Origin of the sequence: Rhodococcus sp. DT1 (genome assembly GCF_049844875.1) — a bacterium.
GTDB lineage: Bacteria > Actinomycetota > Actinomycetes > Mycobacteriales > Mycobacteriaceae > Rhodococcus.
The window spans coordinates 42,455-58,539 of sequence record NZ_JBNCLW010000003.1 but is presented as its reverse complement, the minus strand read 5'-3'; the positions used below and the strand labels follow the sequence as shown (position 1 = coordinate 58,539).

The 16,085-nt window shown below is 67.7% G+C and carries 13 protein-coding genes; 4 read left to right on the top strand and 9 right to left on the bottom strand.

From position 1 onward, the window contains the following. Positions 1 to 6: 6 nt before the first annotated feature. Positions 7 to 1,293 carry an aminodeoxychorismate synthase component I gene (locus ACLQ3J_RS08000; protein WP_169621474.1) on the top strand — a complete coding sequence of 429 codons (1,287 nt, stop codon included), beginning with the start codon at positions 7 to 9 and terminating at the stop codon, positions 1,291 to 1,293. Here the strand turns inward: ACLQ3J_RS08000 and ACLQ3J_RS07995 are convergent. The 3 genes from ACLQ3J_RS07995 to rsmI all read right to left on the bottom strand — a co-directional run bounded on the left by ACLQ3J_RS07995 (position 1,238) and on the right by rsmI (position 7,802). Next, positions 1,238 to 5,209, bottom strand: a complete 3,972-nt coding sequence (locus ACLQ3J_RS07995; protein ID WP_296550998.1) for a WD40 repeat domain-containing protein — start codon at positions 5,207 to 5,209, stop codon at positions 1,238 to 1,240. The genes ACLQ3J_RS08000 and ACLQ3J_RS07995 overlap by 56 nt on opposite strands. Before the next feature lie 262 nt (positions 5,210 to 5,471). Then, positions 5,472 to 6,872, bottom strand: a complete 1,401-nt coding sequence (locus tag ACLQ3J_RS07990; RefSeq protein ID WP_169621472.1) for an alanine/glycine:cation symporter family protein — start codon at positions 6,870 to 6,872, stop codon at positions 5,472 to 5,474. A gap of 63 nt (positions 6,873 to 6,935) precedes the next feature. Next, positions 6,936 to 7,802, bottom strand: a complete 867-nt coding sequence (rsmI, locus tag ACLQ3J_RS07985; protein WP_296550997.1) for a 16S rRNA (cytidine(1402)-2'-O)-methyltransferase — start codon at positions 7,800 to 7,802, stop codon at positions 6,936 to 6,938. Positions 7,803 to 7,825: 23 nt separating this feature from the next. Between rsmI and ACLQ3J_RS07980 the strand changes: the two genes are divergently transcribed. Beyond that, positions 7,826 to 9,379: a dolichyl-phosphate-mannose--protein mannosyltransferase gene (locus tag ACLQ3J_RS07980; protein ID WP_296550996.1), complete on the top strand. Its 1,554-nt coding sequence runs from the start codon at positions 7,826 to 7,828 to the stop codon at positions 9,377 to 9,379. A gap of 6 nt (positions 9,380 to 9,385) precedes the next feature. Here the strand turns inward: ACLQ3J_RS07980 and ACLQ3J_RS07975 are convergent, their stop codons facing one another. The 4 genes from ACLQ3J_RS07975 to mscL all read right to left on the bottom strand — a co-directional run bounded on the left by ACLQ3J_RS07975 (position 9,386) and on the right by mscL (position 12,953). Next, positions 9,386 to 10,195: a T3SS (YopN, CesT) and YbjN peptide-binding chaperone 1 gene (locus tag ACLQ3J_RS07975; RefSeq protein ID WP_206037043.1), complete on the bottom strand. Its 810-nt coding sequence runs from the start codon at positions 10,193 to 10,195 to the stop codon at positions 9,386 to 9,388. 144 nt (positions 10,196 to 10,339) lie between these two features. Next, on the bottom strand, positions 10,340 to 11,944 hold the full coding sequence (locus ACLQ3J_RS07970; RefSeq protein ID WP_169621469.1) for a BCCT family transporter: 1,605 nt from the start codon (positions 11,942 to 11,944) through the stop codon (positions 10,340 to 10,342). Between the two features lie 130 nt (positions 11,945 to 12,074). Further along, complete coding sequence (locus tag ACLQ3J_RS07965) at positions 12,075 to 12,437, bottom strand: GntR family transcriptional regulator (protein ID WP_169621468.1); 363 nt, start codon at positions 12,435 to 12,437, stop codon at positions 12,075 to 12,077. Between the two features lie 48 nt (positions 12,438 to 12,485). Continuing rightward, on the bottom strand, positions 12,486 to 12,953 hold the full coding sequence (gene mscL / locus ACLQ3J_RS07960) for a large conductance mechanosensitive channel protein MscL (protein ID WP_169621467.1): 468 nt from the start codon (positions 12,951 to 12,953) through the stop codon (positions 12,486 to 12,488). Positions 12,954 to 13,076: 123 nt separating this feature from the next. Between mscL and arsC the strand changes: the two genes are divergently transcribed. Next, a complete protein-coding gene (gene arsC / locus ACLQ3J_RS07955) occupies positions 13,077 to 13,424 on the top strand; it encodes an arsenate reductase (glutaredoxin) (RefSeq protein ID WP_169621466.1) in 348 nt (115 codons plus the stop codon). A 27-nt stretch (positions 13,425 to 13,451) separates the two neighbouring features. Here arsC and arcA read toward each other — a convergent pair whose 3' ends face one another. Then, positions 13,452 to 14,666: an arginine deiminase gene (arcA, locus tag ACLQ3J_RS07950; protein ID WP_425902783.1), complete on the bottom strand. Its 1,215-nt coding sequence runs from the start codon at positions 14,664 to 14,666 to the stop codon at positions 13,452 to 13,454. 86 nt (positions 14,667 to 14,752) lie between these two features. Here arcA and ACLQ3J_RS07945 point away from each other — a divergent pair, with 86 nt between their 5' ends. Next, positions 14,753 to 15,238 (top strand): FABP family protein, encoded by a 486-nt coding sequence (locus tag ACLQ3J_RS07945; protein WP_169621464.1) that lies wholly within the window; start codon positions 14,753 to 14,755, stop codon positions 15,236 to 15,238. Here the strand turns inward: ACLQ3J_RS07945 and ACLQ3J_RS07940 are convergent. Beyond that, positions 15,198 to 16,073, bottom strand: coding sequence for an SDR family oxidoreductase (locus ACLQ3J_RS07940; protein ID WP_169621463.1), 876 nt, complete (start codon positions 16,071 to 16,073; stop codon positions 15,198 to 15,200). The two genes, ACLQ3J_RS07945 and ACLQ3J_RS07940, sit on opposite strands and share 41 nt — an antisense overlap. Between the last annotated feature and the right edge of the window lie 12 nt (positions 16,074 to 16,085).

Below are 16,085 nucleotides of genomic sequence, written 5' to 3'. Positions count from 1 at the left end.
CGAGCCATGCGGATGGAACGGCTCGGGCGCGGTGGCACTCCCGCTCAGGTTCTCGCCTCCCTCGCGGAACGCGCGCGGAACCTCGGGGTGCCGCCTCCCGCGGCGGTGACGGGCGACTGGTTCGGCTCGGCCGCCCTGATCGCACCGTCCCTGGCCACCGGCGCGGTCGACCCGTCCGACGCCTTCGCGTGCCCGGATATCCGGGAGGCGCGTACGCCCGGGGGCCCGGCCGTCGGCGGCGGCTGGATCGGTTATCTCGCCTACCCGGACGGGTCTGCGTCCGGTCCGTCGCCGGAACACTCCGGGCTGCCCGCCGCGGCGGGTGGCTGGACCGACACCGTGCTCAGGCTCGATGCCGACGGGTGCTGGTGGTACGAGACCCTCGGTGCTGCTCCGTGCCCGTCCGACCTGGCTGCCGCCGTCGTGGAACCCCGGGTCCGGGAGAGGTTCTGGCACATCGATTGGTCGCCGCCGCACCGCGAGACGCACCGACGCGGTGTGGAGCAGTGCCTCGACGCGATCCGCGCCGGCGAGGTGTACCAGGCGTGCGTCTGCACGCGCTTCACCGGTACGTGGACCGGAGACCCGTTGGCGTTCTTCACCGCCGCAGTCGCGCGGACCGCACCCGCGCGTGCCGCATACCTGCAAGGACCATGGGGCGCCGTCGCGTCGCTCTCGCCCGAACTGTTCGTCTCCCGTCACGGCGACGCCCTGCGCTCGAGCCCCATCAAGGGCACGCTCCCGCTGTCCGCCGACCCGGCACTGCTGCGGGCATCGGTCAAGGACGTGGCGGAGAACATCATGATCGTCGACCTGGTTCGCAACGACCTGGGCCGGGTCGCGGAGACCGGCAGTGTCACCGTCGAAGAACTACTCGCGGTCCGGCCGGCGCCCGGGGTGTGGCACCTGGTCTCGACGGTGGCGGCCCGGTCGCGGCCCGGCGTCACCACCGCGGATCTTCTCGAGGCGGCGTTCCCGCCGGCGTCGGTCACCGGATGTCCCAAGATCCGCGCTCGTGACCTGCTCCGGCAGTGGGAACCGCACTCCCGCGGCGTCTACTGCGGCACCGTCGGCATGTCGAGTCCGCTCGCCGGCACCGAATTGAACGTCGCGATCCGGACCGTGGAATTCGGCGCGGGAACCTGCGTGCTCGGCGTCGGCGGCGGGATCACGATCGATTCGGACCCCGACGCCGAATGGCAGGAATGCCTCGACAAGGCGGCGAGCATCCTCGCGCTCAGCACACCTCGCGAGCGGGTGCGGGCAGATCGAACCGCGGCAGGATGTCGCTGACCCGTCCGGACGTAGAGCGGCAGACCCGCTGCGCGACAGCGGCCGCGTCGAGATTCCACATCCGGAGCACCCCGTCGCCGCCCGCTGCCACAACCGTTCCGTTGGGCCGGAACACCACCTGCCAGCGTCCGACCCCGGTGTCGGTGATCGGGCCACCGACCTCCCGCATGCCCTCCGCGTCGGACACGTCCCACAACCGGATCGTCCCGTCGTCGCTGCCGCTGATCGCTTTGGTGCCGTCACGGGTGATCGATACCGAGTACACGGTGCCGGTGTGGCCGCGAAGCGCTTGGGGTCGCGCGGTGAAGTTTCCGGCGACGTCCCGATCCCACATCAGAACTCCGTGATCGTCGCTGCCGGTGACCAGCACGTCCCCTTCACGCCCGAATGCCGCGGCGTTGACTCCGGCATCGTGCCCGCCGGACACCGTGGTGGGGATGGGAGCCCGCGGGTCGGCGATATCCCACGCGTAGATGCTGCTGTCCGCGCTCGCTACGACGAGGCTCCGGCCGTCCGGGCTGATCACGGCGGTACGGACCAGATTCTCGGGACCGGTGAGCGGATCTCCCCACGGCACCGGCGCTGCGGGGTCGGCGATGTCCCACAACTGCACCGAGAAGTCGTCGGCACCGGTCACCAGAGTCGCGCCGTCCGGTGAGAACGCGAGAGACGAGGTGAACCGGGTGCCCAGCGGAACAGGATCGGCAAACGGTCGCGGGTCGGCGGGATCGCGGACATCCCAGAGTTGGACGCTCCCGCCGGAGGTGGGTGCCGTCGCGAGAACGGTGCCGGAGGGCGACAACGCGCACACGTAGGCACCGCCGAGCGGGCGGGGCAGGGTCACGCCTCCCGCGCGGTCCCAGTCTCCGGCATCGTCGACTCGCCACAACGACACCGTCGGGCCGTAGCTGCCGGTGGCGACGAGATCCCCGGCGCGGCTGACGGATGGCTTGGTCAATGCCGCATCGACGACGGAGATCCGTGTGTGCGGCATCGTCCAGACACGCAGATTGGCGTCCTGACCTCCGGTGATCACCGTGTCTCCGTCCGGAGTGATCGCGAGGGTGGCGACACCGCCGCCGTGACCGGTCAGCGCGGGACTGATTTCGTCGAGGTACCGCTCCTCGGGGTCGATGTCCCAGAGTTTCGCGGTGCCGTCCCAGGACGCACTGGCCAGCGTCCGGCCGTCCGGAAGGAACGCGATACTCCAGACACCGCCGGTGTGGGCGCGCACAGGAACCCCGACGGGATACGGGGCCCTCGGATCGCTGGTGTCGAACAGGCGCAACACGCCGTCGTCGCTGCTGGCCGCGAGGGTCCTGCCGTCGCCGCTGAACCCGACCGAGTGCGCGACGTCCTCGAATCCCCGCAGCGGCTCGCCCAGGGGAACCGGTGCTGCCCGGTCGGTGACGTCCCAGAGCCGCACGGTGCGATCGTCGCTGGATGTGGCCATCACGGCCCCGTCCGGCCGGAAGGCGACGGTCCGCACCGCGCCCTCGTGGCCGCGGACCGACGCCACCGGAAAACGCCCCGACGTCGGATCGGACGTGTCGAGGAGCGCGACCGTACCGTCGTCGTAGGGCACGGCGAGCACACGGCCCGACGGTCCGTACCTCACGTTGTGGACGGCGCCCGAGGCGAAGGTCTCCTGGTCCAGCACCGGCCTCGGTGCGGCGTGATCGGAGATATCGAAGATCCACACCGCACCGTCGCCGCCGCCCGCGGCGAGGTATCGGCCGTCCGGACTGAAGGACACCGACGCCATGTACTTCGAGGACAGCTGGAGCGGATCGCCGATCACCGCCGGCCCGGAGTCCTCCCCGAGCGACCAGAGACGGACGGTACCGTCGTCGCTCGCCGAGGCGAGCACCGAACCGTCCGGGGAGACGGCGGTGCTGTACACCGGCCCGGTATGCCCCCTGAGGGTGTTGGCGAGGGGAACCCCCTGGGTCGCGATGAGCCGCGAATACGCCACGTCGCTGTCGGGCCGCAGGTGAGCGGCCGCCAGCGCGAGGTGTGACGACGTGGTCGGGTCCTCGTCACGCATGGAGTCGGACAACGCGATGATCTGCTGGAACTGCGCGGTGCTGCGTTCTGCCTCCGCGCGCCCCTTCGCCACCCAGGCGACCCCGCTCATCACCAGCGCGACCAGCGCCGCGAGTGCCAGAACCGCGATGATGGCGCGTCGCCTTCTACCCAGCCAGGCGATCTGTCTCCTCGACGCATCGAGGAACTCCACGGCGTTCGGACTGAGTGCGACCACGTCGTCCGTGCGCGGCGCAGACCCCGGGTCGCCGAGACTGGGATTCTGTTCGGCCACGACGTCCATACGCCCGCGCTGATAGAGAAGCCCCTTGTTGCGACCGCTCTCGATCCAGGTCACCGCGTCGGCTTCGATCCTCTGCCGCAGCGCGGCATCGGCCCGGTCGTCCTGGATCCAGGATTTCAGGCGCGGCCACGCGTCGATCACCGCGTCGTGGATGAGTTCGACGCTTCCGGCATCCGCGACCAGCACGCGAGCAGACACGAAATGGTCGACGACGCGCGCCGCGGCGTCGCGGTTGCCACCCGCGACCGCAAGTAGTTCGGGCAGCGGGCGGGCGATCTTGACGTCGGTGCCCGTCGCCGTCACGTACACGAGGTGCACGAGCATGGCCCGGGCCAGCGCACGATCGGCTTCGTCGAGTTTCTCCCACGCACGTTCCGCACTCGCGGCGATGGAACCGCGTACACCGCCCGTCGCGCGATACGCCGCGACCGTCAGGGCCCCGCCGGAGCGTTTGTCCCACAGGGTGTCGAGCAGGTGCGAGAGCAACGGCAGTTCCTTGCCGCTGATCTCGCCGTCCGCCAGACCCCCGAGATCGTGCAGGATCAGGTCGACGAGGCCCGCCTCGAGTCGCACGCCCACCATCCGTGCGGGCACGGTGATGACTTCGACCAGGTCGGAGCGTTCGAGAGGCTGCACGGTCTTGGTGCGACGTTCGAGTGCGCGGGCAAGAACAGGGCAGGTGACGGCCTTGTCGTAGAAATCCGACCGCATCGTCGCGACGACGATGGCCGGGGCGTCACCGACGTGTCCGGTCGCGGCGATCTCGAGCAGTCGCAGGAACTCGGTGCGCTCGGCAGGGTCGGTGCACTGGGTGAACAGCTCTTCGATCTGGTCGACGACGATGAGCAGCGTGGACGCCGACATCCGCGCGAGTTCGGCGCGCAACGCCGCTTGCACGGCGGCGGGGTCGGTGCGGTCCTCGACCTCGGCGAGTCCCGGGAGCAGTTCCGTCAGCCGTGCGACGGGGTGGGTGCCCGGGGTCAGGACCAGTGATCGGCAGTCCGATCCTCCGCAGATCTGCGGGATCACGCCCGCACGCACGAGCGAGGACTTGCCGACGCCCGACGCGCCGGTGACGATGACCGGGCCCTGACCGTGCGCCGCGGTCACGACGTCGGCGAGTGCCCGCACGCTCTGGGTGCGGCCGAAGAACAGCCGGGCGTCCTTCTCCTGATACGACGCGAGCCCTTTGTAGGGGCGCATGCCCTGCGGCACCGACGGCGGCGTTTTCTCGGCGCGGGGTGCGCCGGACTGTCCCCGGGCGTTGGTCCACCAGGACTCCCACTGTTTCAGTGAGTACAACCCGGTGACGGGTGGCTCGGAGTTGAGGTCGCGAGCCGCGCGGATGAGGACGACCAGTACCGGGTGGACCGATTCGAAACTGGCGGGTAACCGGTTCCCGCTCCGCCAGTCGCTCACGCGCTGAACGGACACGACGCGGTCGGTGCCCATCGCTCTGGCCACCGCAGCAGCTTCCGACACGACCTTCTTCAGTGCGGGACGGCCGGCAGCGGCGAACAGCATGCGGAGTTGGTCGGCGAAGAACTGCCGCTGGGCTGCGCCAGGTTTTCGGCTGGTCTCCGACATCTTTTCCGCGCCCTTTCACCTCCCGTTTCCTCGCGGATCGGGTCCCATCTGTCCGCTGCGGAATAATTCCTCACCGCAGCTGAGCTGGGATGATACCCGTTCCGCGCGGTTGGGCCTTTGTACGACCCGCCGGGAGGCGGGCAAAGTGGATGCCACGCAAGGGGTCGCTCCCTTGCCGGGTGGGGTGGGGCCTCCGCGCTGATAGGGGCTGATGAGGGGTAGTCCCGGTCCGCGCGGAGGAAACCCCCCGAGGACACGCCGGTTACGCGCTGTCCGGCTTCTCGAGTGTTCGGTTCTCTCCGAGCAGATACGGATCGCGGTCGAGGTAGGCCTTCGTCTCCCGCGCGATCATCCCGGACAGGACCAGCAGTCCGATCAGGTTCGGCAGGGCCATGAGCCCGTTCATCACGTCGGAGAAGTTCCACACCACCTCGAGTTCGGTGGTCGCGCCGATGAACACCACCACCACGAAGACGGCGCGGTACGGCAGCACGCCCCGCGAACCCACGAGACGTTCGAGGCACCGCTCCCCGTAGTACGACCAACCGAGAATCGTCGAGAACGCGAAGAACACCACCGAGACGGCGACGATCCAGCCGCCCCACTCCCCGCCGAGGCCGGTTTCGAACGCCGTGGACGTCATGGTCGAGCCGCGCTCTCCGGTGGTCCACGCGCCGGTCGTGATGATGACCATGCCGGTGAAGGTGACGACGACGATCGTGTCGATGAAGGTCTGCGTCATGGACACGAGACCCTGGCGCACGGGATGCGTGGTCTGGGCTGCGGCGGCCGCGATCGCCGCACTGCCCATCCCCGACTCGTTCGAGAAGATGCCGCGGGCGACGCCGTAGCGCAGAGCGACCATGAACACCGAGCCGATGAACCCGCCGGTGGCGGCGGTGCCGGTGAACGCGTCGGAGAAGACGAGAGCGAACGCCGACGGAAGCTCGCCGATGTTGATCGCCAGCACGAGGATGCCGGCGCCGACGTACAGAACGATCATCGCCGGCACGAAACCGGCGGTCACCTTGCCGATCGACTTGATGCCGCCGAGCAGCACCGCACCCGCGAGCACCGCCATCACGACACCACTGGTCCACGTGGGTACGCCGAACGTGTCGTCGAGCTGGGTGGCGACGGTGTTCGCCTGCGTCATGTTGCCGATTCCGAAGCTCGCCAGGACCGCGAACACCGCGAACATCAGACTGAGGATCAGGCCGAATCGGTTCGGAATCGCTCGCGCGAGGTAGTGCTGCGGTCCGCCGTTCTGTTCACCCCTGGCGTCCACGCGGCGGTACTTCACGCCGAGGAACGCTTCGGAGTACTTGCTGGCCATACCGACAAGGCCGGTGATCCACATCCAGAACAGGGCGCCCGGCCCGCCGAAGTAGATCGCGGTGGCCACACCGGCGATGTTGCCGACGCCGACCGTGGCCGCCAGGGCGGTGGTCAAGGCCTGGTACTGCGAGATGTCGCCTTCCGTGGCACCGGGATCGTGCCGGGTGATCAGTCCCAGCCGCAACGCGGGCCACAGCTTCCGGAACTGCACACCGCGCAGGCGGATGGTCAGCACCAGACCGGTGCCCAACAGAAGCGGAATCAGCAGGAACGGACCCCAGACCACCTCCGCTGTCTTGACGAAAAAGTCGTTCAGCGCGTTCATCTACTCCCCTGGTCCTCGATTCGACCGGGAAAGTCTAGGCCCACCCGCCGGGGTTGCCTCGTCTCAGGTGCGTCGCGCGTCGAGCACGGCGTCGTACAGTTCCCGCTTCGACACCCTGGTCCCCGCCACTTCGGCGCAGGCTTCCTTCAGTCGCATTCCGTCCGCGACGAGGCGTTCCACCTCGTCGACGAGGTCCTCGGGGTCGGTGTGCACGGCCGCGGCGCCTTCGAGCACGACCGTGATCTCACCGCGCGCACCTTCGACGGCCCAGTCGGCCAGTTCCGCCAAGGTCCCCCGCCGGACTTCCTCGTACGTCTTGGTCAGCTCACGGCAGACCGCCGCGCGCCGTTCCCCGCCCAGCACCTCGACCGCGTCGGCCAGACATGCGGCAAGCCGGTGCGGCGCCTCGAAGAAGACCACGGCACGGGCCTCGGTCGCGAGCGAGGCCAGCCAGGCACGGCGTTGTCCTGGTTTACGCGGCGGGAAGCCGTCGAAGCAGAACCGCTCGACCGGCAACCCCGACAGTGCGAGCGCTGTCGTCACTGCGGACGGGCCCGGCAGGCACGTCACCGGCAGGCCTGCTTCGACGCAGGCCGCCACGAGCCGGTATCCGGGGTCGCTGACCGACGGCATGCCGGCATCGGTGACCAGAAGCACCGTCAGACCGGCTTCCACATCCGCGACCAGGCCCGGCAGTCGCGACACCTCGACCTGGTCGTAGAAACTGACCACCCGGCCCGTGATGGTGACACCGAGCGCGGCGGCAAGGGAACGGGTGCGGCGTGTGTCCTCGGCCGCGATGACGTCGGCGGTACCGAGGGCGTCGCAGAGTCGTTTCGATGCGTCCCCGATCTGGCCCATCGGTGTGGCTGCCAGCACGAGTCGTCCCTGTCCGGAGCTCTCGGCCTTCGCCGGATTTACTGCCTGCATGGGGTTCAGCCTACGATCGGGACGTGACCGTGACGGACCACCGCCCTTCCCCGGCCCCGGACCGTCGCCTCCTCAGCCCCGGGCCGCTCGTCCCGCCACCCGACCCCGGACCCACCGACCGGGCACGCGGATGGATAGTCACGGCGTTCGTCACCGCGCTCGCGGCGATCACCCGGTTCACCATGCTCCACTACCCGACCGACGCGAAGACACCCGTCTTCGACGAGAAGCATTACGCGCCGCAGGGGTGGCAGGTGCTCACCGGCGGGTGGATCGAAGACAACCCCGGTTACGGCCTGGTGGTGCATCCCCCGGTCGGAAAACAGCTGATCGCGGTGGGCGAGGCACTGTTCGGCTACAACGGGTGGGGCTGGCGTTTCTCGTCGGCGGTGGCCGGTGTGGTGCTCGTCCTGCTGGTGGTGCGCATCGTGCGCCGCATGACCCGCTCGACGATGCTCGGCGGTGTCGCGGGGCTGCTCCTGGTCGTCGACGGCGTCACGTTCGTGTCGTCACGACTGGGAATGCTCGACATCTTCCAGGCGGTGTTCGTCGTCGCCGCGTTCGGTTGCCTGATCGTCGATCGCGACGACATCCGGGCCCGCATCAGGCGCGTGCAGGCGGAGGGCCGGATCGGCGACAGCGCGTGGGGACCTCGGTTCGGTGTGCGGTGGTGGCGGTTCGGGGCCGGCGTGATGCTGGGGCTCGCGATCGGCACCAAGTGGTCCGGCCTGTACTTCATCGCGTTCTTCGGGCTGATGTCCGTGGCGTTCGACCTTGCCGCACGCCGTTCCTACGGGGTGCGCCGTCCCTGGATCGGGACGGCGCTGCGCGACATCCCGCCCGCGCTGTACGCGCTGGTGGTGGTGCCCCTGCTCGTGTACCTGTCGACCTACTGGTCGTGGTTCGCGAGCGAAACCGGCGTCGACCGGCACGCGGTCGGCAACCAGATCGGCCACGACAGCGCGTTCTGGTTCGTACCCGACGCGGTGCGGTCGCTGTGGTACTACAGCGCCAACGTTCTCCAGTTCCACTCCGGCCTGACGAATTCGGCGGGCAACCAGCATCCGTGGGAGTCGAAGCCGTGGACGTGGCCGATGGGCCTGCGTCCGATGCTGTACTACTTCGCCGACGGTGAGAACGTCTCCGGCTGCGGTGCCGAGCAGTGCGTCAAAGCGGTGATGCTGATCGGTACCCCGGCGTTGTGGTGGGTGTCGCTGCCCGTTCTCGGCTGGGGACTGTGGCAGATGTTCATCCGCCGCGACTGGCGCTGGGCAGCCGTCCTCACCGGGTACGGCGCCGGTCTGCTGCCGTGGTTCGCCTCGCTCGACCGTCAGATGTACTACTTCTACGCGGTCCCGATGGCGCCCTTCCTCGCGATGGCGGTGGCTCTCACCCTCGGCGACATCCTCGGGGGCCGGCACGCCTCACCGAAACGGCGCACCCTCGGCCTGCTGGCGGTGTGCCTCTACCTCGGGTTGGTGGTCGCGAACTTCGTGTGGTTGTGGCCCATCCTCACGGCCGTGCCCATCTCGATCGAGCAATGGAACTCGCAGCTGTGGTTGCCCAGCTGGCGCTGACCGGGATCATGACGGTGGTTCGTCCAGGACCGTCTCTTCGATGTCGGGATCGATGACATCGGGGTCCATGAGGTCGGGATCCATGAGGTCCGAGTCGACCTCGCCGATGTAACGCATCCCGTCGAATCGGCGCGCGAACCGCGCATCCACGGTGCCGAGGAAGACCTTCAGCATTTCGAGAAGGTCGTTCAAGTGGCGGGGAACGAACGGATCGCCGAGCATGTCGACCGTCGCGACCAGCCGATCCTCCACCAGCACCACCTTGATGTGAGGCCAGTCCCGGTTGAGATCGACGAGGGCGTCGGCCGCACCGGACCGTTCGGCGATACCGTGCAGCAGCGGCGCCCACAACTGGACGCGGTGCGCGGGACGGTCGACGACGACGAACACGGCGTGCGAGTCGAGGACGAGCACGAAGTCACCGTCGGCGTCCACCGGCGCCGGGCGGCCCAGACGACGGGACAGCGTGTCCTTCACCCGGTCGCGCAGGGCGCCGTCGGCGAGCGCGTCGTCGGTGTGCAGGAAGATCGGATGCACCACGTTGCGGTGGCCTCGCAGCACGGACACGACGTGACGAGCGAGTTCGTCGGCGTGTGCCACCGAACGAGTGACGGTATCGGCACCGGCGACAGCGACCTGCACACGACCGTCGGGCATCGGCTGGATCCGCGCGTAGGTCGCCGGTCCGTGCGCGGTGTCCATGCTGATTCCGATGGACCCGGTGCCGGCCAGAGCAACTATGCGGTCGGCCAGGTTCTCACCGAACCGGTTCCAGTCCCGGTCCAGGACCTCATCGAAACGGTCGTTCTCGGTCACGCGCACTCCTCTCGAAGAGCAAAGGCGGGCAGCGGTCACGGTACTGCGGGTCGCGGACATGCCCGTGCAGGCGCGCGGATGATCTTGCAACTCGTTACTGCCGTCCGGTGCGCGGGACGGCAGTCGTAGTTCGGGGCGGAGCAGTCAGTCGATCTGGCGCAACGTGTGCCGTCGCGCCCGTTCACCCACGATGAGCGGATCGGTGGACAGGTCGCGATACAGGCACACGCACAGACCGATCATGACCACCACGAACGGCACCGCCGCGATGATGGTCATCGTCTGGAGCGCGTTGAGAGCATCGGCGCCTCCGGTCCACAGCAGCAGCGCCGCGACGCCACCGGTGAGTGCACCCCAGAAGGCGACTATCCAGGGACTCGGCCGCAAGGTGCCGCGTTGGGTGAGACTGCCCATCACCATCGATGCCGCGTCCGCGCCGGAGACGAAGAAGATGGACACGAGCACCATGACGACGACGGTGGAGACACCTACCAGCGGAAGGTTGCCGAGCATGCCGAACAACTGTCCTTCCACGTTCTCCGCTCCCGCGACGTCGAGTCCGTCCTCCTGCTGACTGATCGCCGCGCCTCCGAAGACCGCGAACCACAGCAGACTCACGACGCTCGGGACGAGCATCACGCCGACCACGAATTCGCGGATGGTCCGGCCGCGGCTGATGCGGGCGAGGAACATCCCGACGAAGGGCGCCCACGACACCCACCACGCCCAATAGAAGATCGTCCAGCTCGACAGCCACTCCCCGGCCGGACCGTTGGATGCGGCGGTCCGGGCCGACATCTGGGCGAAGTCTGCCGCATACGCCCCGAGGGTCGTCGGGATCAGATTGAGGATGAACACGGTCGGCCCGAACACGAAGACGAACAGCGCGAGGACGACCGCGAGGACCATGTTGATGTTCGACAACCACTGGATGCCCTTGGCGACTCCGGATACCGCCGAGGCGATGAAGGCCAGGGTCAGGATCGCGACGATCCCGACGAGCAGGGCAACGCCGGCCGTCTCGAGCCAGCCGGTGACCTCGAACCCCGACCCGATCTGCAACGCGCCGAGACCGAGCGACGCCGCGGTACCGAAAAGGGTCGCGTACAGGGCGAGGATGTCGATGAATTTCCCGAGCGGACCTTCCGCGCGATGACCCAGAAGAGGAATGAACGCAGCACTGATCAGCTGCTTGCGACCTCTCCGGAACGTTCCGTATGCGATGGCCAGCCCGACCACCGCATAGATCGCCCACGGGTGCAGGCCCCAGTGGAACATCGAGGTCGCCATTGCGGTGCCGGTGCCACCGACGGTGCCCGGTGGCTCGTCGATGTAGTGGCTCAGTGGCTCACCGACGCCGAAGAACATCAAGCCGATGCCCATGCCCGCACTGAACATCATGGCGATCCAGCTGACGGTGCGGAACTCGGGCGTCTCCCCGTCTTTGCCGAGGGGAATCCGGCCGTACTTGCTGAGCGCGAGCCACAGGACGAAGAACACGAACCCGCTCGCCGCGAGCACGAACAGCCAGCCCAGCTCGACGACGATCCAGTCGAGGGTGTTGCCGGTGATCGTGTCGAAGCTCTCGGTGTCCAGCAACCCCCACAGCACAATGGCCACTACCAGGCCGGCGGCGACTCCGAATATGACGCGGTCGGTTCGCGGCCGATCTCGGACCTCGGCAGAGGAAGTACCGACGCCCGGGTCCGGGGATTCTTCGGACACGCGCCGGTCGTGACGCAGACTCATTCGTCAAACCTTGCAATGTCCGCCGGGTTACGAGGCCTCTTTCGAAGAACTGTTCGGTACCGCAACACTCGAAACACGCTGACCAGGCACTTCTGCCGGGGTTTACCAACCCGACATCACGAAAGAAACGTCAGCCGGCGCGGAGCGCTGCGTGTACCAGCGCCAGGACTTCTTCGTCGGACACCCCGAGCGCACGGACGGTGGCCACGTATTCACTCGTCGCGCGCTGGGCTCCGATACGCGTGGGGTCGCCGTTCGCCGCGACGAATGTGCCGCCCCGGCCCTTCGTCTCCAGTACGCCGGATTGCTCGAGTTCACGGTAGGTCTTCGCCACCGTATTGGGCGCGATCCCGAGGGTCTCTGCGAAGCCGCGAACGGTGGGCAATTTCGTGCCGGAGATGAGGTCGCCGCGGTGAACGAGCTCGACGATCTGTCGGCGCAGTTGCTCGAAGGGCGGGACCGCCGAGTCGTGGTCGATGACGATATCGAGCATCTTGGCAGGTTAGCAGCGCTTCCCTGCCGTCACGGCCACAACGGAAAGCTAACCGGCGTTCACCCTCGTAGCGCCCCTCGGCGACGTGTTGCCGTCCTGCTCGAGCGAATCGTCACCACCCTGCCTGTACGTGCCCGTCTCGAGCAGGTCGCGGATCTGGATCAGCAGATCCGTCTCGCTCAGGGGTTCGTCCTCGGGTTCCTTGTCCGGCGCGAAGCGGGCCTTGGCAAGGTTGACCGGAAGAATCAGGACGAAGTACACGACCGCGGCGATGATGAAGAAGTTGATCCCCGCCGCGATCACCGCACCGATGTCGATGAAGGTGGCGTCGTTCGACGCGATGACCCGGAACCCGAAACCCATCTCGTTGTCGCCACCGACCGCTGCGATGAGCGGGTTGATGATGTTCGAGGTGAATGCGGTCACGATCGCGGTGAACGCGGCGCCCACCACCACCGCGACGGCGAGTTCGATGACGTTTCCGCGCAGCAGAAAGTCCTTGAAGCCTTTGAGCATGTGTCCCGCACGCCTTTCCGATGATCCCGTGTGGACGGGAGTGACCGCGGAATCGTAGAGCGCCGCGGCGACGGCGCCCAAACCGGCAGCTCCCGGGGACGGGCGACAGTGCAGAATCGAGCCATGGCAACCCACGCGACGATCTATCACAATCCCCGGTGCAGCACGTCCCGGAACACCTTGAAGCTGTTGCAGGAATCGGGCATCGAACCCACTGTGGTGAAGTACCTGGACACTCCGCCCTCACGCGAGGAACTGACGACGCTGCTCGCCGACGCCGGACTGAAGCCCAGCGAAGCGATCCGGTCCAAGGAAACGCTGTACAAGGAACTCGGCCTCGCCGGCGCGAGCGAGGACGACCTGCTCACGGCGATGGTGGAGAATCCGATCCTCATCGAGCGGCCGCTGGTGGTCACCGACAAGGGCACCGTTCTGGCCCGCCCGGTGGACCGGGTACGCGACATCATCTGACGAGACGGCCGACGGCCGGCCCGGGAGCTACACGGGTGCTCGCGACAGCGGGCACGACATGCATCGCGGGCCGCCGCGGCCGGATCCCAGCTCCGACCCGGCGATCCGCAGCACTTCGATGCCGGAATCCTCGAGCCGGGTGTTCGTCTCGACATTGCGTTCGTAGGCGACGACCACTCCCGGCGCCACGGCGAGGGTGTTGTTCCCGTCGTCCCACTGCTCGCGCTCGGCCACCACGGCGTCCAGACCGGTGTCGATCACCCGGATCTTCTCGATCCCCATCGCGTCGGCCGCAGCCTCGAGGAACGGCCGGGCGCCCGATATCCGGACTCCACCGTCGCCTGTGCTGCGAATCGTGAATGCCTGCAGAGATTCCCGAATCGCCGGATACATGACCACCGCGTCGACATCGACCATCGTGCACACGGTGTCGAGGTGCATCGACGCGCGCTGCTGCGCGATCGGCACCGCGAGCACAGTGTGCGCAAGTCCGTCTTCGAAGGCACTGCGCGCGAGAGCTTCCGCCCCCGCAGGGCTGGTGCGTTCCCCCACGCCCACGGCGATGACACCGGGTGCCGGTAACAGCACGTCCCCACCCTCGACCGGAGCGGTGTGCGATTCGTAGGCGCGGCGCACACCGAGGAATTTCGGATGGAACGCGTAGATGAGATCGGTGAGATTCGTTTCCCGGCGCCTCGCGGGCAGCGCGAGCGACGGGATTGCGACGCGCGGGCCGATCCAGAACGAGGAATCGCGCGTGAAGAGCAGGTTGGGCAGCGGCTCGATCGCGAAGTCGGCGCCGTGATGCATCATCCGCACCAGCGACGGCGCGACGTCCATGCCTTCGGCGGGAAGCTCGTCGAACGTCATGCCGGCGATGAGTATCCGGGCGAGGTCCGGGGCCGGCACCCCTCGTAGATGCCCCGCGAGTTCTTCCGCCAGTGGGTGCCCGAGACGACGCGGGTCGACGGCACTGGAAATACTTTGGACCCGCGCGGCCCCGCTCACCTCGAGGGTCTCGGTGAGGAGGTCGGCCAGCAGCAGGACCTCGACACCGCGACTACGCAACAGTTCGGCGAATGCGTCGTGTTCTTCCTGCGCACGTGCCACCCACGGCAGGGCATCGAACAACAACTGGTCGTTGTTCCGAGGTGTGAGCCGCTCGAGTTCCGCGCCGGGCCGGTGCAACATCACCGCCCGGAGCGCACCGACTTCGGAATCGACACCCCACGGAGCATTCATGCTCCGAATCTAGCGAGTGCGGGCGGGTTCGGCTCGGCCGGTGAGAGGATCACACGAACGTGTCGTCGCAAGCAGGAGGCCAGCCCGTGTCAGAGTCCGCGTCCCCAGACTCCCCCGATCCGCTGGGTGAACTGGCACCGTTCGCCGGTCGGTGGACCGGTGCGGGGGAAGGCCACTACCCCACCGTCGACGACTTCGCCTACGTGGAGACGATCGAGCTGAATCCGTTGCCCGGCAAGCCTTTTCTGATGTATGTCAGCCGCACGAAACATCGCGACGACGGACGTCCGCTGCACACCGAAAACGGCTACCTCCGGCGGTCGGGCGGCGACATCGAGTTTCTCGTCTCGCAGCCCACAGGCTTCGTCGAAATCCAGCGTTCTCAGCTGTCACACGGGGTGCTCGACTTCACACCGGTGGTGTTCGAGCGGTCACCGGATGCGAAACCCGTCCGAGAGCTCAGGCGGAGGTTCGTACTCGACGGAGACACGCTGCGGTACGACCTCTGGATGGCACACGCCGACACTCCCCTCACCCACCATCTGCGCGCCGAGCTGCGGCGCGAGGGGTGACGACCCGCCGGAAGTAGTCGTTGGCCGCCTGCATGACCAGGTTGTAGGGGGCCGCGAACTTACGGGCCCACCAGTATCCGAATCGCGTGTCGAACGAGGTGTAGACGAGGAACCGGTTCTTCTTGATACCGGTGACGATGCACGCGGCCACCTTCTCGGGCGAGGCCGCGTGCTTGACGAAGCGTTGCGTGATCTTCCGGACCTCGGGACGGTCGCGATCGACACCCACGATCTGGACGCTGTCGACCAGAGGTGTGCGCACCGCGCCCGGGACCACGAGAGACACCCCGATCCCGTTGCGCTTGAGGTCGAACCGCAGCACCTCCGACACCCCGCGCAGCCCGAATTTGCTCGCGCTGTACGCGGAATGCCACGGCAGCGCGAGCAGTCCGGCGGCGGAGGAGACGTTGACGAGATGCCCGCCCCGTCCGGCTTCCATCATCGGCGGCACGAAGCTCTCGATCACGTGGATGGGACCCATGAGATTGACGTCCACCATCAATTTCCAGTGCTTGTGCTCGAGCCGGTCGACGGTCCCCCACACGGACACCCCCGCCACGTTGGCGACGATGTCGAGCGCTCCGCACCGCGAGTGGACGTCGTCCGCGAAAGCGGCCACCGCGTCGTAATCCGCGATGTCGAGCGCAGCCGAATGAAGTACGACGCCTCCGTCGTCCCTGACCTGCCGGACCACTGCTTCGAGGCCGTCCGCGGCCACGTCGGTGAGGACGAGTTCGGCTCCCTCACCGGCGGCGTGGAGTGCCAGGGCGCGCCCGATTCCGCTCGCTGCGCCGGTTACCAGAAACTTGGTGCCGCGCAGGTCCTTGATCGCCATGGCGACACCCTA